14 protein-coding genes are annotated in these 19,782 nt (G+C 34.3%); 9 read left to right on the top strand and 5 right to left on the bottom strand.

Annotated elements, in window-relative coordinates; translation table 11 throughout:
- Position 1 precedes the first annotated feature (1 nt).
- Positions 2-2,485, bottom strand: a complete 2,484-nt coding sequence (locus Q0L29_RS07280; protein ID WP_296620365.1) for a DUF2807 domain-containing protein — start codon at positions 2,483-2,485, stop codon at positions 2-4.
- 53 nt (positions 2,486-2,538) lie between these two features.
- Positions 2,539-2,910 (bottom strand): PadR family transcriptional regulator, encoded by a 372-nt coding sequence (locus tag Q0L29_RS07285; protein WP_296620366.1) that lies wholly within the window; start codon positions 2,908-2,910, stop codon positions 2,539-2,541.
- 363 nt (positions 2,911-3,273) lie between these two features.
- Between Q0L29_RS07285 and Q0L29_RS07290 the strand changes: the two genes are divergently transcribed.
- From Q0L29_RS07290 to Q0L29_RS07305, 4 genes are all read left to right on the top strand, one after another.
- Entirely contained in the window at positions 3,274-4,350 is a 1,077-nt protein-coding gene (locus tag Q0L29_RS07290) for a PorV/PorQ family protein (protein WP_296620368.1), read from the top strand.
- Complete coding sequence (locus tag Q0L29_RS07295) at positions 4,337-9,340, top strand: C25 family cysteine peptidase (protein ID WP_296620370.1); 5,004 nt, start codon at positions 4,337-4,339, stop codon at positions 9,338-9,340. The genes Q0L29_RS07290 and Q0L29_RS07295 overlap by 14 nt, the downstream gene beginning before the upstream one ends.
- 301 nt (positions 9,341-9,641) lie before the next feature.
- Complete coding sequence (gene xrtK / locus Q0L29_RS07300) at positions 9,642-10,175, top strand: exosortase K (RefSeq protein ID WP_296620372.1); 534 nt, start codon at positions 9,642-9,644, stop codon at positions 10,173-10,175.
- Positions 10,159-12,975: an MSEP-CTERM sorting domain-containing protein gene (locus tag Q0L29_RS07305; protein ID WP_296620376.1), complete on the top strand. Its 2,817-nt coding sequence runs from the start codon at positions 10,159-10,161 to the stop codon at positions 12,973-12,975. Before xrtK ends, Q0L29_RS07305 begins: the two co-directional genes overlap by 17 nt.
- 143 nt (positions 12,976-13,118) lie before the next feature.
- Here the strand turns inward: Q0L29_RS07305 and Q0L29_RS07310 are convergent, their stop codons facing one another.
- Positions 13,119-13,709, bottom strand: coding sequence for a TetR/AcrR family transcriptional regulator (locus Q0L29_RS07310; RefSeq protein ID WP_296620378.1), 591 nt, complete (start codon positions 13,707-13,709; stop codon positions 13,119-13,121).
- Between the two features lie 26 nt (positions 13,710-13,735).
- Between Q0L29_RS07310 and Q0L29_RS07315 the strand changes: the two genes are divergently transcribed.
- Together Q0L29_RS07315 and Q0L29_RS07320 are read left to right on the top strand one after the other, a co-directional pair.
- Complete coding sequence (locus Q0L29_RS07315) at positions 13,736-14,404, top strand: RDD family protein (RefSeq protein ID WP_367275761.1); 669 nt, start codon at positions 13,736-13,738, stop codon at positions 14,402-14,404.
- Between the two features lie 92 nt (positions 14,405-14,496).
- Positions 14,497-14,853: a hypothetical protein gene (locus Q0L29_RS07320; protein WP_296620380.1), complete on the top strand. Its 357-nt coding sequence runs from the start codon at positions 14,497-14,499 to the stop codon at positions 14,851-14,853.
- 189 nt (positions 14,854-15,042) lie between these two features.
- Here the strand turns inward: Q0L29_RS07320 and Q0L29_RS07325 are convergent, their stop codons facing one another.
- Together Q0L29_RS07325 and Q0L29_RS07330 are read right to left on the bottom strand one after the other, a co-directional pair.
- Positions 15,043-15,561: a PRC-barrel domain-containing protein gene (locus tag Q0L29_RS07325; protein WP_296620382.1), complete on the bottom strand. Its 519-nt coding sequence runs from the start codon at positions 15,559-15,561 to the stop codon at positions 15,043-15,045.
- Positions 15,562-15,565: 4 nt separating this feature from the next.
- Positions 15,566-16,186 (bottom strand): hypothetical protein, encoded by a 621-nt coding sequence (locus tag Q0L29_RS07330; protein WP_296620384.1) that lies wholly within the window; start codon positions 16,184-16,186, stop codon positions 15,566-15,568.
- A 1,017-nt stretch (positions 16,187-17,203) separates the two neighbouring features.
- On the opposite strand from Q0L29_RS07330, the gene Q0L29_RS07335 reads away from it, so the two are divergent.
- The 3 genes from Q0L29_RS07335 (at position 17,204) to Q0L29_RS07345 (ending at position 19,655) form a co-directional block, all read left to right on the top strand.
- Entirely contained in the window at positions 17,204-18,295 is a 1,092-nt protein-coding gene (locus Q0L29_RS07335; protein WP_296620386.1) for a PAS domain-containing protein, read from the top strand.
- 178 nt (positions 18,296-18,473) lie between these two features.
- Positions 18,474-18,965 (top strand): DUF305 domain-containing protein, encoded by a 492-nt coding sequence (locus Q0L29_RS07340; protein WP_296620388.1) that lies wholly within the window; start codon positions 18,474-18,476, stop codon positions 18,963-18,965.
- Between the two features lie 228 nt (positions 18,966-19,193).
- Complete coding sequence (locus tag Q0L29_RS07345; protein WP_296620389.1) at positions 19,194-19,655, top strand: hypothetical protein; 462 nt, start codon at positions 19,194-19,196, stop codon at positions 19,653-19,655.
- Positions 19,656-19,782 lie beyond the last annotated feature (127 nt).

Raw genomic sequence — 19,782 nt, forward strand, 5'->3', positions numbered from 1 at the left:
ATTAATCAGCAGATACTTTTGCTCCACTACTGCTATTACTTTCTAATCGAGGACTTCCTTGATAAGTGATTTTTGCAGCACTGCTAGCACTTGCATCTAAATATCCAGTAACATTCACCTCAGCTTTAGAAGCACTTGAAGCATCTATTTCACAATTTTTAACAATTAAGTCAAAAGCTTCAACATTGGCTGCACTACTAATATCCAAATCCATTTTATCTGCATTTCCTCTGAGTTTTACTTTTGAAGCACTGGAAACCTCCATGTTTAATTGATTATAATTTACATCACCAATAAGCTTGGCAGCTGAACTTATATCAATATTGAGTTTATCCCCTTTAAAACCCAAAAGATGAACTTGTGAAGCTGATGATAATTCCAATTCTTTTAACTCAGGTAAAGTAATGATACATTTCACATCCGGGATATTCCCTTTCCAATTCCATGAATCACCTGAGAAAAAATTCCAGTCCCAATCTCGTTTTTGAATATACATTTTCAGTCTTTCATTTTTCACTTCAAATCGGAAATCTTCCAAATCCTCCTGCTCATCAACCACTACCTGGAAATCATAACCATTTCCTTGTCTGATTTCAACAAATATTCCGGTGGAAGCTGAAATTTTACTAAAATCAACAATATCATAAGTTCGCACATAGGCATCATCTGAAAACGTGAAGGGTGTGGCAAAAAATCGGTCTGAATCTGTACGATTATACACACTGCTATTTGATTTCACCTCTGAACAAGTCAAACAATTCAAGCCTCCTTTTTTCTCAAAAACCCATCGGTTGTTATGTATTTGTCCCACATTATAGCCATTGATATAGATAGTGTTGCGTAAAATATGACGCATTTTTCTATCCATTTCAAATTCTTGTCCATAAGGAACATACAAAACCATATTTAAAGTTTGAGCTCTAAATGCAGCATCTTCTAAAAACTGAATGTTAGAATCGAACCAAAAAATACTATCGTTTTTTACCTCAACATTATGGTAAGTCATTTTAGCATTTTCTTCAGCATCAATCCTGCTGTTTCCTTGAGCTTTAAATCTTTTTTCTAGCTTTATTTTATCGCCTTCATATCCTCTGATTTTTAGATTTGTAACGTCATAATCTTCAAAGCCTACTTCCTTTAATTTTAATACAGCAACCTTATCTTGAAGCTCATATTCATGAGTTTCGAATACCTCTCCATCATTTCTGAATTTCATGGCAGTAGTCGGAATTATGATAGCTGCACCGATTAAACTCATAAACCAAATGGCTAAAAGTGAAAATGCTACAGTTCTATTCAATAACCATTTACGGGCCATTACACTTACTCCTGAAATCATGATAAACAGTGCCGGGACAATTAAAAACAAGAAACTGATTAGCACTAATTCTAATGAGAATGTATTGGCAATTAATTCATTTGGTATGTCGAAAAAGTTAATATTAGCTGATTCAAACCATATTCCTTGCGAAACAAAAAGTAGGACAATAAATGCAACACCCAGACCCAAACCAAATAAGCTTAATATAATTCCTAAGATTATTCTTGCAGCTTCCACTATGAAGTTCAATACTGGCCCTAAAGCTTTCGCCAAACCATTTAAGACAATAGCGATCAAACGGAAAGGGAATAATAAGATTTTCACTAAGGGAGTTTCTTCTCCATTCTCTACCTTCAAGCTGCTTTTAATATTTCTCTCAATATTGCTCAGCGTGATGGGTGTTCCTTCCATTTGCATTTTCTCAGTAACTGTTTTGGCTGCTGGAGTAATAAACCAAAGCACTAAATAAATAATAAATCCGGCTCCACCTGGGATAAGCAATAGAACAAATAAGATTCTAATTACGGCCACATCAGTTCCGAAATAAGCTGCCAGGCCACGAGCCACACCGCCAATCACTTTGTTTTCCTGGCTACGGTAGAGTTTCTTCACCTTTTCATCTTCCTTCAGATTAGGATTGGCCGGTAAGAAAATCCACATTACGATATAAGCTAAAAGAATAATAGCTGAAGTTGGGTGAAATGGGAAAAGCCCTAAAAATCCGAGTATTAATAATAATCTAATCCATAATACATCTATATTGAAATAATGTGCAATTCCTGCTGCCACACCACCGAAGATATATCTTTTGGTATCTCTATACAGTTTCTTGGTGCCAGTAGGATCTTGACTTTCGTAAGTTTCAGAAGTTTTTTCTTCAAAAGCCTCATCTGCTTCTTCTGCTTTTTGGAAATCCTCTATGCTACCCAAGGTAACCATTAGTGCGTTTACGTCCTCTAATTCAATGATTTGCTTTTCATCTTTTAGTTTAGCCAAGAAGATTTCAGCTATACGATTTTCAATATCATTGATAATTTCCTGACTGTCTTTGAAATCAGAAAAATAGCGGTTGATGGCATCCAAATAGTTTTTAAGCTTGTCAAAGCCGTCTTCTTCTATATGAAAAATTATGCCTCCTATATTTATACTTATATTCTTTTTCATTGCTTTAAAATTAAGATTTTTTAGATTAATGTTAATGAGAAATTATCAACCAATTAATTTTCTTCTTTAAATTCATCGGGTGATTTCAATTGCTCTTCAGTCTTTTTCTTGATTCTTTTGGCTGATTTATTAATCTCAATCCAAGTTTCATCCAATGCCTTTATAGTATTCTGCCCGCTTTCAGTCAATTGATAATGCTTTTTGGGCAGTCCGTTTTGCGCTTCGTTCCATTCATATTGAACTAGGTTTTCTTGTTTCAATCGCATCAAAAGAGGGTAAATAATTCCTTCTACTTTGATAAGATCTTCTTCCAGAAGTTCGTCAATGATGTCAGAGGCATAAATTTCACCTCTTCTTAAAATCTGCATCACACAATATTCCAGAACCCCAGTCCGCAATTGTGCTTTTATCTTTTCTGCTATCATATAATTATCCTTTAATGATGATTAATTTTGGCCCCTATGCCAATTCTCTTCATACTATGCCAAGATGTGTACCATTTAATAATTTGCATGATTACAGGCTTTGGTTTTAACCTCTAAATGTGCTTTTAAATAGTCATTAAGGCATTTTATATTTTTTTGAGCGTAAAATGGCGTGGTTTCTAAAAGGTTAATTTTGTACGTGAGAGGTCAATAAATAGCGAAAAGTGTACGGTTTTGAACAGCTCAAATATTCTTTCTATGTAGGCAGTTGAGTAATAATTTACTAAGATAAAAGCCTATCTACGACAATCTTTTCCTAGGATATTTGTTAATTTTGATGAATAATAGAGTTAGATTGAATTAATGCAAAAACTGCTTTACATATTTTTCTTTATAGTGCTTTCGTTTGAGTTGTCTGCTCAGGTTTCTAAACCAAAATATGCCAATGAATTTCTAGCTATTGGTGTTGGGGCTCGTGCTTTTGCCTTAGGTGGAGCAACCGTAGCTTCTGTGGAAGGAGCTTCAGCAGGTTATTGGAATCCAGCTAAATTAACGAGCCTGGAAACGGATCACTCTTTGGATTTAATGCACGCAGAGTATTTTGCAGGAATAGCCGCCTATGATTATGCTGGCTTTGCAACTTCAATTGATGAAGATAGTAAAATGGGGTTTTCATTGATACGATTTGGAGTAGATGATATACCCGATACGCGCTATCTGTATGATGCGAATGGTGCTTTGAATTATGATAATATCCGCTTCTTTTCAGCCGCTGATTATGCTTTTCAATTTTCTTATGCTCGTAATTTGAAATTTCTGGATGGACTTTCTTTTGGGGCTAATGCAAAAGTGATTCACAGAACAGTGGGTGAATTTGCTAAAGCTTGGGGATTTGGTTTTGATGTTGGGGCTGCATATAAATGGAAGAACCTAGATGTTGCATTGGTGGCACGGGATGTGACAGGAACTTTCACAACCTGGTATCATAATATAACCTTAATTGAAGATATCTATACCCAGACCAATAATGAAATCCCCGAAAATACTACCGAAATGACGGTTCCAAGATTAATTTTAGGAACTGCTTATACCCAAAAATTACCTTATAAATTTTCCATAATGGCAGAAGTGAATTTTGATGCCACTTTTGATGGAGAGCGAAATACCTACATCAGTGAAGATAAATTTTCAATTGATCCCAGAGCGGGAGTAGAACTGGCTTATGATAATATGGCTTTCCTCAGATTTGGAGGTAATAATCTTCAAAAAATAAAGAATTTTAACGGTTCAGAAAGATGGAATGGGCAAGCTAATATTGGAGTGGGTTTTAAATATAAAAGCCTGCAAATTGATTATGCTTTCACCGACTTAGGTAATAGTTCTGAATCGCTTTACTCACATGTTTTCACCATGATTTTTAATTGGAATGCGAAAAAATAGCATTTTATTTTTCATATCGCTTTTTATAGTATCTCATTTTTCCTGGGCTCAAAACCCTCAAGCATGGATCAATTTCAATCAATCTTATTATAAAATTTCAGTTGGAACCAATGCTGCTTTTGAATTAAATTATAATGATCTTTTGGAAGTAGGGGTGCCACTATCAACTATTGATGCCCGCGCCATAAGAATGTATCACAGAGGAGAAGAAATTGCCATTAGAGTGGTCGGACAAAATGATGGGAGAATAGATCAGGGAGATGTTATTCAATTTTTAGGGAAATCAAATGATGGGGTTTCTGATACACCATTATATCAAAATCCTGACGACCAAGCGCACCAATATTATAATCTTTTTTCAGATACTACCGCCTATTTCTTGACTTGGAGAACAGATGGAAGTACAGGAAAAAGAATGATAGAGCGAAATATCCTCAATAATATAGAAAACCTTCCTGAGGAGGAATCCATTCAGCAATCTAAACTCCAACTTTACACTAATAATGGGGACAGAGGGCAAAGATACAATCCGCAAAATGGGGTCTATAATTCTGCTTTTGATTTGGGAGAAGGCTGGACAGGTTCTGCCTTTACTGCTGCGACTAATTTCACGGTAAGTAATATTTTACAAGCTAATCGATCAGCAACGGTTCCTAATTTAGAAGTATTAATTCAGGGTAGAAATATGAGGCTTCATCAAACGGAAATTTTGGTGGGACCCACTGAAAATTCTTTACGCTCAATCGGCACTGTCAATCTTGAGAATTATGGGCATGTAGTTTTTAATGCAAATATACAATGGTCAGATGTTAATACTAATGGTAGTATGATGGTTCGCCTGATTCCACAAGCGGAAGGTTCGGATAGAATCTCTGCTTCCTATATAAAGTTAGATTATCAAAGGACCACTAATGTGGTAAATGAATCAGGAAATCAGTTTGCATTAAATCCTAATCCTACAGAATCAACTTATCTAAGATTTTTCAACACCAATAGCAGTGCTCGTCTTTATCGAATTGATGATTTCAATGAACCCGAATTACTCAGAACCAATAGAGTGGGAGCAGAAATTAATACGGTGATAGAAAATACTTTGAATGGTGCTCGATTATATTTGCAAAACCAAAATTTTTTAAAGCCAAAAATAGAAAGAGTAAATTTTAGGAATCTAAACAATATAAATCCGGATTATGTAGTCATTAGCCATCCTGAATTGATGAAGCCTAGCGGAGAATATAATAATCCTGTAAATGCTTATTCAGCTTATCGTGCCTCAGCTGAGGGTGGTGGATATGATACCTTGACGGTCGATATTTTAAGACTTTACAATCAATTCAATTATGGGGAGATTTCCCCTCTTGCGGTTTATAGATTTACCGAATTTTTAGTGCAAAATACTAAAGCGGAAATGGTATTTATTATTGGCAAAGGAATGAATTGGTATCATAATTACCACCGAAGAAATGAAATCCCTAATAGTTTATTTAATGAGTATGTACCTACTGCAGGCGCTCCCGGCTCTGATAATTTATTTGGTTTTAACCTTACGGAAAATAATAGAGCATCCATTTCATTTGGAAGATTGAATGCTCATAATAGTCAGATTGCAGCTAATTATTTAGATAAAATAAAGGAGATGGAATCTAAGCCTTTTAATGATTTAAGGAGGAAGCATTTTCTAAATCTAAGTGGAGGGATTTCTTTTTTTGAAGTCAATCGATTTATCAATTACATAGAAGATTTTGCTGATGACCAATCAAGTCCTTATGTAGGTGGGGATTATTCAAATCTAACTAAAGAGACTACCCAGGTGGTAGAGTTTATAAATGTAGCGGATCAGGTAAATCGCGGTTTAAATTTAATCACCTTTTTTGGTCATTCCGCAGCAAATACAGCCGATATCGATATCGGATTGGTTTCAGATGAAAGTTTAGGTTATGAGAATAAAGGTAAATATCCTTTCATCTTAATTAATGGATGCGATGCAGGGGCCTTTTATGAAATAGCTAAAACTGCGCGAACTTTTGGGGAGAACTGGGTGAATACTGCAGAAAAAGGAGCTACTGGGGTTATAGCTCATTCTTACTTAGGGTTTGCAAATGAATTAAAGCGCTATAGCGATATATTTTTTGCTAAAGCCTATGGTGATTCAGTGTTGATTAATCAACCCATCGGGATAGTGTATAAAGAAATAATAAATGAATACTTATCTATTTTTGGTGCTAATCCGGCACCTCTTTATTTATCACAAGCCCAACAAATGAATTTGTTGTGTGATCCCGCCTACAAACTTTTCCCGGCAGAAGATCCTGATTATGAAATTACTAATGAATCTTTAGAGATAGTCTCCTTGGATGGTAATAATATTGATGCATTGACATCTGAATTTGGTATAGATGTAATCATTAAAAACTACGGAATAACTGATAAAGATTCAATAGAGGTTTTGGTGAAAAGAACTTTGCCTGATAACGAAATTATAGTTCAGGATACGCAATACGTAGCCCCGGTTTATCATCAAGATACCGTACGCTTAACCATTTTTAATGATAGGCCTGAAAGTTTTGGGCAAAATATATTTGAAGTTATTTTAGATCCAGCCGGAAAAATTGAAGAGCTAAACGAAAATAATAATACTGCTCAAATAGAGTTTTTCATGTCATTAGGCACCACCTTGAACTTATACCCCTATACTTATGGAGTAAGTGGCATGCAGAACACCACTTTAACAGCCCAATCCATTGATTTAAAATCCGGGGAAAGAGAATTTATTTTTCAAATAGATACTACTGAAAGTTTTGACAGCCCTTACTTAAAATCTGAGACTTTAATGGCCAGAGTCATAGCAAAATGGGATGTTAACTTGTTGGCTGAAGACGATCAAGTATATTATTGGAGAACCAAATTTGCTAATCCTCAGGCAGGAGAATTAGATGAATGGACGACTTCCAACTTTATTTATAATGTTTCCTTACCTCAAGCGTGGAGGCAAAATAGTCAAACCCAACTAATGCAGAACAGTATAGTAGGCTTAACCATAAATGAGAATTGGGCATTTGAAGAAAATGTTTTTGATATTATTGCAGAGGCTCCGGGCAATAATGAGATTGACGACATCAGCATTAAAATTAATGGAAATGAATACGCTACTTCTGGAAGCCAATTGGGCCCTTGTGCTATTAATACAGTGAATTTAGTAGCTTTTGATAAGTCAACAGGTGTTCCTTATGTAATCCTTTCGAATGGTAATTTTGATGTTTTAGATCCTTTGTCCTGCGGAATTCGACCACAAGTGATCAATCAAATTAGAAATAATCAATTAAATCAGCCAGCCGAATATTTTAAGAAATATTATGATGAATTGCCAGATGGGGATTTTGTATTATTGACTTCTTATGATAGTGTTGCCTGGAATGTTCTAAGAGCGAATAATAGAGCAGAATTATTAGATTTAGGAGCGACTCCCTCAGCTATTGATAATTTACAAAATGGAGAGCCCTATATTTTATTGGGGAGAAAAGGTGTAGGAGCTGGAAATGGAACTGAAAGGATTGCTGATGCATCTTCAACAGTACCCACCATAGATCAAACGCTATTCTTACAAGAAGAATTAGTAGCTCGTTTTGAGTCAGGATCTATTTTGTCAAGAATGATAGGACCCGCTAAATCATGGAATTCAATCGATGCTAATTTTTCAAAAGTGGAAGCGACTGATGATATCCGCTTAGATGTTTTTGGAATTGATACCTTGAATAATCAGAGTTTAATATTTTCTGATGTACAATTGCCACTAGATATTTCAGCTGTTGATGCAAACCGATTTCCGCAATTGCGATTAAGAGTTACACTTTCTGATCCGGATAACCTAACACCGGCTGAGCTTTCAGCCTGGCAGGTAGTCTATGAAGAAGTGCCCGATGCAGTATTAATTCCTCAGGATGAAAATACTCCAGAGGCAAATGAAATAGCAGAAGGGGAGCTTTATACGAAATCATTTCAAGTATTTAACGTAACGCCTAATTCATTCGATACTCCTATTTATTATCAGCGTCAGATTTTTAATCGGGAAACAAGGACTTTTTATACTGAGGAAATGCAGATTCCACCCTTATTAGCCGAAACGGATACTTCTTTCACTATTGAAGTCAATACCCGCGGAAAAGTTGGTGAGAATGATTTAAACCTAAATTTTAATTATAACAGACCGTATAGTGAAAAACGATTTACCAATAATATATTAGACTATAATCGCTTATTCACTGTAAAAAAGGATTCACTTCCACCTCTAGTAGAAGTAACCTTTGATGGAATTACGATTTTAGATGGTGATATTGTTTCCCCAAGGCCCTACATTCAAATAAAATTGAAGGATGAAAATACTTTAATTACTAAATCAGATACCACAGGAATTGAAATTCGATTAAGAAGAGATTGTGAAGAGTGCATTTCAGAAAGAATAAATTTCTCTAATGCCAATATTGAGTGGATTCCGGCTACAGAGGAAAATTCTTTCACGGTTAATTACCAACCGGATGGTTTAGAAGATGGGAATTATCAATTGAGCGTACAAGCTTCGGATGCAAGTGAAAATACAGCAGGGGAGGAGCCCTACAAAGTTCGTTTTGAAGTAGTCAATGCTTCCACTATCACAAATTTTTATCCTTATCCAAATCCTTTTTCAACCAGCACTCGCTTTGTTTTTACCCTAACGGGAACTGACCTGCCGCAAGAGATTAAGATTCAGATTTTAACGGTTACAGGCCGAGTGGTTCGGAAAATATTGCAGGATGAAATCGGACCAATCCATATTGGAAATAACATAACCGATTATGCCTGGGATGGGAAAGATGAATTTGGAGATAGGCTAGCCAATGGAGTTTATTTATACAGAGTATTAGTCCGTAAAGACGGAGCTTTTATGGAACAAAGAGCCACCTCAGCAGACAAAGCCTTCACTAAGGGCTATGGGAAGTTGTATATTTTGAGATGATGGGCTTATGGTTTTGATGCTGAAATGAAAACCGTCATTGCGAATCCCTTTAAAGTGAAGCAATCTCTTAGGATTAAAATCAGAAGGAAGGAACCTTCTTGGCACCTCTTATTCTCTTTTAAATTTAATTATTTTCATTATATTTATTTCTTAGTTCATCTTCAATTAAAATCACATTTGATATTGGTTGCAGATGAAAGGTAAATAGTAGCAATAAAGTTGTCATTATTTAAGGAATATTGGGAATAGTGACATTTTTTATGTCTCTATTTAATTGTTGCCACACATACAAAAAACGACAGTGCAGACAAACAAGAACATACCATATTATTTGACAGCAGTAGGAATTTTCATTTTGCTGAAATTTGGTTTTACACTTGCTGACAATAACGACTTGGCCTTTCTTCTCAAACCGACCGACAAACTTTTTGGATTTTTGACAGGCTCACATTCCATTTATCTCTCAGAAAGTGGATATTTCCACGAGCACTTAAACATCATTATTGACAAATCTTGCTCGGGTTTTAACTTTTGGGTTTTGTGCTTCCTTCTTTTTACTTATTTGACAGTAAAACACTCTGACAAGACTTTAAGCAAAATCCTGATAATCCCGACTGCTTTAATTGGAGCGTATCTACTGACGATTTTTGTAAATACATCAAGGATTTTTGCCTCCATCGTTGTACAGACTCAGACAGAAAGCATTTTCCTGAACCAACAACATATCATACACGAAGCTATTGGCATAATTACGAATCTGACATTCCTGATTTTGGCTTACGTACTAATTGAGAAATTATTAATCCACAAACGATACAATGCGAAATTTGCTTAATCCGAAATGGCTATTTGTTATAAACACGCTACCGTTGGTCGTGCTGTTTTTCCTTTTTTTTGGTCAGTTTAATATCATAAAAACCTTATTGGAAGATAACAATATCCAACTTTGGAAAACTTTTGGTCTTTTGTTGGGAGTTCTTGGATTACTGAATTTTTCTTATGCTGTTTATTTGACTCTAAAGAAACAGAATGTTTCTGTATGGTATGGTTTACTCGCCCTAATTTGTTACATCCCTTTCATTTATCTCTATGGCTACCATTTAGACAAAATCATTCCTTTTTCAATCCCTCAATGGATGGTTTCGGGCAACATCTTTTTATACGTTGGAACATTCCTAATGCCAACACTTGCCTATTCTTTATTTGTTTTAGTTTCTCATTTTACACCTGACAACAAGGAACACAAGGCTTGGGTAAATTTTCTAATTGCAATAGGTATTCCTGTTGCAGGTTACTTGTTTTCACAAATCATACTTCCATTATGGCAACGAGTTGAAGGCGAATTTTATGTACACGCTTTTGTGGTAATTGTGATTACTGCCACTTTAGTTTTTCTATTTTTCTTAACTCGGGGCATTTTTATACTTGCGACAAAAAAGGCAGAAGTTTGGCAGAAATACCAATTAGCTTGGAAAATTCCAATTGCTGTAGTGCTTCCTTTGGTAGGATTATCTGTAAACAACGGACACCTATTTAATGATTTTGGTCCGAGTGAATCAGGAATTTTTGGAGATTTCAATAATGCTTGGTTTTATATTATTGCAATTGTTAATGGCATTTTTATTTGCTTACCCAACCTTGAAAATAAAATATACCGACTACTTGTATTCATCGGAAGAAGCATAACGTTTGCCTATACTTTCTATTTCTTTTTAGTATTCCTTCCGTTTTTGCCTTTATCAGTAATTGCAATTATTGCAATCGGAACAGGATTTTTAATGCTAACACCTTTACTGCTTTTCGTTATTCACATCAACGAGCTTTCAAAGGATTTTACTTACTTGAAAACACAGATTTCCAAAAAACTCATCATTGGAATTTCGTTATTGGGCTTTTTGGTAATTCCAGCATTTATCACAGCAACTTACCTGAAAGACAAAAGTGTTTTAAATGAAACACTAACTTATCTATATAGTCCTGATTACTCAACTCAATATGAAATTGATAAAAGTTCACTTCAAAAAACGCTTAATGTTATAAAAAGCCATAAAGAAAACAGAGGTGGAATATTTGGCAATGGTATTCCTTATTTGTCTTCCTATTTCAATTGGTTGGTAATGGACAACCTTACTTTGTCAGACACTAAAATCAACACTATTGAGAAAATATATTTTGGTAAAACTTCTTTTGAGTTACGCCCTGAAAATATCCAAAACGACAATGTTCAAATAAGTAATATTTCCACTAACAGCACCTACGACAAAACTCAGAATGCTTGGAAAAGTTGGGTTGACTTGGAAATAACCAATAAAAGTGGAAATAATTGGTTTTCAGAATATGCCACAACGATTGATTTGCCCGAAGGATGTTGGATTAGTGATTACTATCTATATGTTGGTGACATAAAAGAGCCAGGTATTTTAGCGGAGAAAAAATCGGCTATGTGGATATTCTCACAAATCCGAAACGAAAATCGCGATCCAGGGATTCTATATTATTTAACAGGAAATAAAATTGCTTTCAGAGTTTTTCCGTTTGCAAAAGATGAAGTGAGAAAAACGGGTATAGAACTCGTACATAAAGAGCCAATAAAGCTCAATATTGATAGCAACATAGTTGAATTAGGAAACAAAGAAGAGACTATTAACGAAAACATTGAAACTGAAAATATTGCATATGTTTCAGTTCAACAAAAACAAAAATTGAATTCGGTTAAACGTAAACCCTATTTTCATTTTTTAGTTGACGCTTCTAAAGACCAAAACAGTAATTCAACCGATTACATCAAAAGAATTGAACAGGTTATTAAAGACAATAAACCTCTTTCGGAAAACGCAAAAATCAGCTTTGTAAACAGCTATGTAATCACCAGAACGCTTGATAATGATTGGAAAGGTGAATATAAAAGTCAAACTTTTGAAGGCGGTTTTTATTTGGATAGAGCAATAAGAAAAACCTTGCTCAATGCTTACCAAGATAAATCGAAAACATATCCTGTAATTATGGTCGTAACTGACAGTATTCAAAATGCTGTTTTAGACAAAGATTTTGCAGACCTCAAATTCACATTTCCTGAAAGCGACTTGTTTTTCAGCCTAGACGAAAACGGGAATTTTAGAGAACATTCTTTAGTAGAAAACCCAATAGATGATCTGCCCGAAATACATAGAGAATGTATGTTCTGCGAAACTGTTTTGGAATACAAATTATCTGATAATTCTTTTGCCTATTTGCCAAATAACAATGAGCCAAGCATAATTTTAAAGAAGGATGAATTTGAAGTTAACAAAAATGAGATTAAAGAAAAGAATTGGCAATCTGCTTTGATAATGCAAGGGCAATGGAACTCGCAAATTCTGCATCCTGAAAACTCAAACAAAGAATGGCTGAATTTGGTAAAATACAGTTTCATCTCAAAGGTAATGACACCAGTAACATCCTATTTGGTGGTAGAAAATGAAGCACAAAAAGCTATGCTGAAAAAGAAACAAGAACAGGTTTTATCAGGTAACAAATCCTTAGAGCTTGGCGAAGATACCCAAAGGATGAGCGAACCAAGCTTGATTTTGTTGACAATTCTTCTTGGACTAATATTATGGTTCAGAGAAAAACGAAAAAGACATTTGATGGAATAAATAAAGTACGTGTGGCAACATTGTATAAGCGTAATGCGGGCTGATTCGCTAAAATGAAATTTTTTTCGCTTTTAATAAAATTGGAGATCACCGATACTGAAATACTCCGAAACCCGCACTACGCTTATACTTACCGTGAATGGTTAATCTAATAAAGCAATAATATTATCCACATTAGACAAATAGCTGCTTTTATCCCTATTGATTTTGGATTGTTGGCTCGCACCTATTAGAAACGTGATAATAGTGGCTGATACTGATTTAGCTGTATTCTTTTTGACCCCCTTTTCTACAAGGAAGAGTATAAAATATTTTTCAATGCGAGCGTAGTGCTCAGCTATTTTAACTCCAACCTTTGTATTTTCTCCATTAACTAATGAACAACTATTTGCCATAAAGCAACCTTTACGTTTATGATCATTCATTAATTCATCAATATAAGCTTCCAATAGTTTTCGTAACCCTTGCTTGTAATCAGATTCTGATTCTAAGGCCTGGTCAAGGAAGGGAAAATTGGAATTGGTATAACTCTCAATGCATTGGTTGAATAGGTTTTCTTTGCTTTTAAATGTTGCATAAAAACTACCCTTGCCTATTCCAAGATGTTGGGTTAAATCAGATATGGAGGTGGATTCATAACCTTTTTCCCAAAACAATTCCATTGCCCTTTTCAAAGCCTCATCTACATCGAATGTTTTAACTCTAGGCATCCTTTTATTTACAATTTTCTCCAAATTTAGAAAATTAATTACTTATCCTAATAGTTTCAATTATCTTTTTAGCCCTAGGTCCCGAATTTATGGACGAAAATAATATGGGTGAGATGACAACTACAATGTTAGCTGTTATGCTCCCTGGATTTTTTCTTTATTTTGCTAAAGATTCAATTAATGGTGTTAGTGCTGGAAAGTGGATTATGGGAATTATGGTACGAGATGCCAAAAATCCAAATGAGGTTCCTTCTTTTAGTAGATTGCTCCTCCGCAATTTGTTTATAATAATTTGGCCAATTGAATTTATCATTCTTGCTTCAAATAAAGATAAAAAAAGGCTTGGTGACAATACTGCAAATACTATAGTCGTTAAGAATCCTGATAAACCCTCAAGATTACCTAGAATTTTAGCATTAGTAGGAGTTGGTATTGCCTTTTTTACATTCATATTTTTATTTGCTGGGACAGCGATGAAAAACTCTGATGCATATAAAGTCGCAGTTAAGGAAATTGAACAGAATCAGGAAATATTAGTGGAGACAGGTGGAATTGAAGGATACGGGATGATGCCAATTGGTAGTGTAAATATTTCAAATGGAAACGGACAGGCTCAATTGGAAATAAAGGTTCTTGGAAATGACAAAGATTTAAATGTTAGTGTCTATCTAACTAAAGAACCGAATGGAGAGTGGAAACTAATAGAAATGAATAAATAAAGGCGCTAACACTATACGCTATAAAATCATAGTCGGCTGTGCGATGTTACACTTCAAACATTTAACATAGAAACAATTTAAATAAAGGACAAATGAAAAAAATAATAGGAATTATTACTGTTCTAATTCTATTTGTTTTGACAATATTGTCTTGTGAAAAGATTGAGTTGGAGAAGGACGTCCCCGATTGCATTGAAAGTAAAATCAGGAAAATAAAAAATGAAGAAGTTCAGAATCCTCCAACTGAGGTTTGGGAATGGAAAGCAGATGGAATGATCTATTATTATATTTCATCTGAATGTTGTGATCAATTTAACTTCTTGTATGACGAAAACTGCAATCAAGTTTGTGCTCCAGACGGAGGGATATCAGGAGGCGGAGATGGGAATTGCCCTACATTCAATGAACAAATTGAAAAAACCTTAATTTGGAGAGACGATAGAGGATAAAAAAAACTGCGCAGACAGTGGTGAATTTCAATTGTTTAGGTAGAGCATTTAAGGTTCTGTTCCAGTGTCCCGATAATCGCTCCGAAATGCCTAATTTTCCGTATACCAAAGCGTAAAGAGACCACATAAGATTTACAATAAAAATCGAGGAAATGAACATTTCATTTCCCCTTTGAATTAGGAGTTGACCTAATTTTTATTATTGGATTTTTGAAATTCCTGACGGTTATAAAATTCATCACCTTGGTGATGAGATTCATCAATTGACTTTTCCGGAAAATATTGTCCAAAGACTGTTATCTCATACTTACGATCCACACCTTCATCTTTGCTAAACCTTTTGGTTTTAGCAAAAGTACTGTGATTGATTTCATTAGTGAGCACCTTTTTATTTTCTTCATCCAGATTCACCATTCCTATCGGAATGATTAGATGATTTTCTCCTTCTTTATTAACAAATTCATGAGCGCCTCCTCCTGATGATTCATTATACACTTCATGTCCTTCCTCTATCAAAGATTCATCTACTTCTATGTCCAAATAGACCACCCTCTTTTTTTCTTTGTTGGCCAATAAACCATCTACTTTTCCAATCGTGCGGTTATCGGTATCTTTTACTTCCCATCCTCTAACGTCACTATCATCTGAGGCTACCTTATATTTGGAAAGATCATCCAGGTAATAAAGGTTTTTATTATTTTCTGACATGGTTCTAATTTTGTGGTGAGTTATTATTCATTTCTTCTAGCAAATCAGCAGACTCTTGGAAGAAATTTTTAACATCTTCTTTTTGATCTAAAGTAAGTACATCAGTTTCAATGTCCGCTGCTGCCTTTTTCACTTCATCGGCTTCACTTGTCAAATCTGGAAAAGCATTCTGTTGGATATTCTGTAAAGATTGAGCCAAAATCCTAGCTGCTTCTTTTATAGAATTGGCATGGGTAGTTTCGAAAGCTTCTTGGGTAATTTTCTCTAATAGAGTTCTTACCCTAGCTATATCCTTTTTGATATCATAGCCAATTTCAACGGCCATTGCATTGGTAGCCTTAGTTAATTTTAAAAAAGCTTCATTGATAAACTCATGATCAATCCCCATGGTGTCAGAATGTTCTTTCATAAAACTTACATAGGCGGTCACAGTAGAATTATTCGGAGATACCTGCCTTGTTTCTGATGATTCTTCAGTTGTTTGCTCAGTTGTATATTTTTGTCTATCATCAGATTCATCATCATTATTAAAGGTAAATATGTAAATCAGTATGCCAATGATGATCAAAATCAAAAGTATCCATGGCCATTTAGGCGTTTTCTTTTCTATTTCTATTTCGGCCATAATTATTATTTTTTTAAGGTTGTAAAAATTCTAACGTTAGCACCTGATGTAAGGTTTTAGGAAAAAATTGCTTTTTATCAGCTATATATGGAAAGCCCCTTAAACTGTAAATATATTTAGCGTTAAAAACATAGAACGATTAGCACTATTCATTTCTGGCAGTTAGTTTTACTTAGAGATCTACTATTTAGCTGGAGTGGCCTAGGTTTTAAAACCTTAGCGTTAAACATTTATAGTCACTCTAAATACTTAATTAATAATGAAAAATATAACCTTAATTCTAATAACCTGAGTTCGACTCTAATTTGTAAATTCAGATTTTCATATAATTCAATAGACAAGGCGTCTTTGAGAAGATATAGCGTGCTATATCGAGGGAAGATAACGCAGTATATTGGATTATATGGAAAAGCTTTTCCTATCCCACCTCTAAACAGCGATTTTCTTCCTAAAAATTCCTTATAATAGCCCGCTATTGCTTCAGAATTTTTAGTTGAAACTCACTATTTACAGGCGTTCTGAATCCTAAATTAGAATCGAACTCAGGTTAATAAGTATTTTTTATGCAGTATTTAGCGCAAAAGCTCAAGACTTATCTCAAGGTTTTCGATTAGGAATCTCCACTAGTATTGATGAAAATTTAAGTTCGGGAAGTATGTCTTTCGGTAATTATACGGGTTATTCCGCAGAATATTTTAAAATATTTCCGACACTTAACTTTCTAAGTCAGACAATTGGATTAAAAAATCAAGACAAGTAAATTATTAATTCGAGACACAAAATTAATCTCCCATCTCAACTCGAGAAGTTCTTAATAACATGAAGTCCGGTTTTACGGCCAGCATTTTTCATTTTCCAATCACAACTATTAAGTAATATCTCAATAAGTGTGAATAATATAACACATAATGATTTTAATGTAAGATTATGATCATTGATGAGTTATACCTTTGGTTGTTTAATACCTGTCTCCAAAATGAGGGTGTATCCTTAAAATAGTCAGTATAATTTATTATTATGAGTGAGAAAGTAGAAGTTGAGAAAAAGGCAATAAAAAAACTTGTTGAGCTAAACGAAGAGTTAGAGAACTATTTTAGAAATACGATTATACCTCAGCTGTTTGTGGACGCTGACATGATTCTAAGAAAGTTCAGTCCACCAGCAAATACTCACTTTAAGTTAGCGAAAGAGCATATTGGAAAATCTATTTATAATATACCAGCTCTTACTCAACTCAATGGATTGGTAGAAGTCATTAAAGAAGTAATAACGACTAACATTGATTATGAAGATGAAATTCAAACGCCAGACAAGCGATGGTTTCAGATGAATATACTTCCCTACATCATTAAGAAAGAAAATATTACGAATGGTGTAGTTATAACTTTTGTGGATATCACTGGTCGGATTAATGATAAAAAAATTATTGAAAAGATAAATGGTGAGCATGAAACTTTTATCTACTCTGTTTCTCATGATTTAAATGGCCCCATATCAAATTTGATTGCCTTGGTTGATTTAATAGATCGTTCAAAGACCGATGAGAATAAAGATGATACCAAGAAATATTTGAAAATGATTAAAGAATCAGCACATTCTTTAAAAGATATTATAAGTGAACTTACGCATATTGCTAAGATCGGTACTGATGCGAGCGACCTTGCTGATAAAGTTAATATTGAAAAGATTTTGGAGGATGTAAAGCTAACTTTGAAAAATCAAATCTATCAATCCCATGCCAAGATTACTACCAATATTCTTGTTCCCGAAATTCAGTTTTCAAAAAAGAACCTCAGAAGTATCCTCTATAATTTAATCTTTAATTCCATTAAATTTTCTAAAGATGACACCACCCCTGAGATTTTCATAAAAACAGAAGAAGCCGGAGAGTTTACCCTAATTTCAGTGACTGATAACGGAGTTGGTATTGAGCCGGAAAAGAAAGAGGAAATATTTTCAAAATTTTCACGATTGAAACCACATATAGAAGGAACTGGATTGGGTTTATTTATCATTAGCAAAATGGTTAGCAACCAGGGCGGAAAAATTGAAGTGGAAAGTGAGGTAGATAGTTTTACTACTTTTAACATTTATTTGAAGCATGGCTAAAAGGTATCTTCTTAAAGTTTCCATACTTAGGGTTTCTACACAAACTTTCCAGTTCTAAAGGTTTTCCATTACAAAGAATTCAGAAATTAATTTCACCGCAGGATAGCTTATTATTTTTATTACGTGTTCGCCACAGCTAAAATGTTAGTGATAGCAAAAGAATAATCACTTAAAAGAAATGGAAAATAGTCATAGAATGAATCAAGGCAAGGAAAGCAAAAGCCACTATACAAAATTCGTATTGATGTTGCTAGCATCCTTTACCGCAATGTACATAACCATGTATTTTAATACATATGAAATAGATCATGTTTATTTCAGCCTTACCCGTTTCTACATGGCTTGTTTAGGGATTTCTGCTATGGCCGTGATCATGCTTTTTTTTATGTTAAAAATGTACATGAACAGAAAGAAAAATATTGGAATTATTTTGGGTAGTGTAATTCTTTTTGCGAGTGCTTTAACTTTAGTGAGGACACAAACTCCAGTTGGTGATGTACTGTATATGAAAGCAATGATTCCACATCATTCAATAGCCATACTCACAAGCAAAAGAGCAGAAATAATAGATCCTGAAGTAAGAAAACTGGCAGATGATATTATAAAGGCTCAAGAAAAAGAAATTGCAGAAATGAATGCGCTTATTATAAGATTGCAAGCAGGTGATTAGTTACTTTGTCGAATAACATTCAGGCTAAAAACCATTAAAAATAGGTTTAAATGGAATCATCATCCATCAGTGAAACTTATCATTTCAAATTCTATTAATTATTATTAACTGATAAAATATATTTATTTTAATTTGTGAATTTGTTATATGGCTTAGGAATTGCTTACTTCAGGTTTGTGTTTTTAATGGCCACAAATTAGATGGATTATACTCAATAAGTAAGGCAAGATGAAAATTTTACTAATCCCCTTTTTCTTATTATTTGGTGATTTCGCTATTGGACAAGTACCTCCATATGAACAAATAGCGTTTGACTACTACAGAAATGTAATTCTTGATGATGATAAACCAGACAAGAAATTTACATTGTGGACAGAACTTCATAGACAATTTGACATTTTCCATTACCCAAGATGTTTAGATTTTAAATTAACAAATGTAGATTCATTAAATCTTAATGCTTCTGGATTAACTCATCTTGAATTGAAAAATGATAAAAGGTTTAAAATCAAACCAACACATAAAGGGGCTTTTCCAAGGGTTTATTCTCAACTTTCATACCACACTACCAACGATCAACATATAGTGGCGATTATTGAAATTCATAAAAACCAAGGAATTGTGTATTACATAGAAATGAAAAATTCGGGTGATGTAACTAATTGGTGTAAAGGCGGGTGGATAGAATAAGCATTTTTCATATTATATTCTGATAAAAATAATGACACCATACCAGCCAATTAATGTTTTTGTTTTTCTACTGTTGCAAAAGAATTAACCCGACAACTTCCGAGGAACTCGGAAAAGCGGGAGGGAG

The sequence above is a fragment of the Marivirga sp. genome (assembly GCF_024636815.1).
Taxonomy (GTDB): Bacteria; Bacteroidota; Bacteroidia; order Cytophagales; family Cyclobacteriaceae; genus Marivirga.

Coding starts and splice junctions, on each gene's coding strand:
- Q0L29_RS07330 (WP_296620384.1), bottom strand. CDS start 16,186: ATGGCCGAAATAGAAATAGAAAAGAAAACGCCTAAATGGCCATGGATA.
- Q0L29_RS07335 (WP_296620386.1), top strand. CDS start 17,204: ATGAGTGAGAAAGTAGAAGTTGAGAAAAAGGCAATAAAAAAACTTGTT.
- Q0L29_RS07295 (WP_296620370.1), top strand. CDS start 4,337: ATGCGAAAAAATAGCATTTTATTTTTCATATCGCTTTTTATAGTATCT.
- Q0L29_RS07280 (WP_296620365.1), bottom strand. CDS start 2,485: ATGAAAAAGAATATAAGTATAAATATAGGAGGCATAATTTTTCATATA.
- Q0L29_RS07320 (WP_296620380.1), top strand. CDS start 14,497: ATGAAAAAAATAATAGGAATTATTACTGTTCTAATTCTATTTGTTTTG.
- Q0L29_RS07285 (WP_296620366.1), bottom strand. CDS start 2,910: ATGATAGCAGAAAAGATAAAAGCACAATTGCGGACTGGGGTTCTGGAA.
- Q0L29_RS07340 (WP_296620388.1), top strand. CDS start 18,474: ATGGAAAATAGTCATAGAATGAATCAAGGCAAGGAAAGCAAAAGCCAC.
- Q0L29_RS07345 (WP_296620389.1), top strand. CDS start 19,194: ATGAAAATTTTACTAATCCCCTTTTTCTTATTATTTGGTGATTTCGCT.
- Q0L29_RS07290 (WP_296620368.1), top strand. CDS start 3,274: ATGCAAAAACTGCTTTACATATTTTTCTTTATAGTGCTTTCGTTTGAG.
- Q0L29_RS07325 (WP_296620382.1), bottom strand. CDS start 15,561: ATGTCAGAAAATAATAAAAACCTTTATTACCTGGATGATCTTTCCAAA.
- Q0L29_RS07305 (WP_296620376.1), top strand. CDS start 10,159: ATGCGAAATTTGCTTAATCCGAAATGGCTATTTGTTATAAACACGCTA.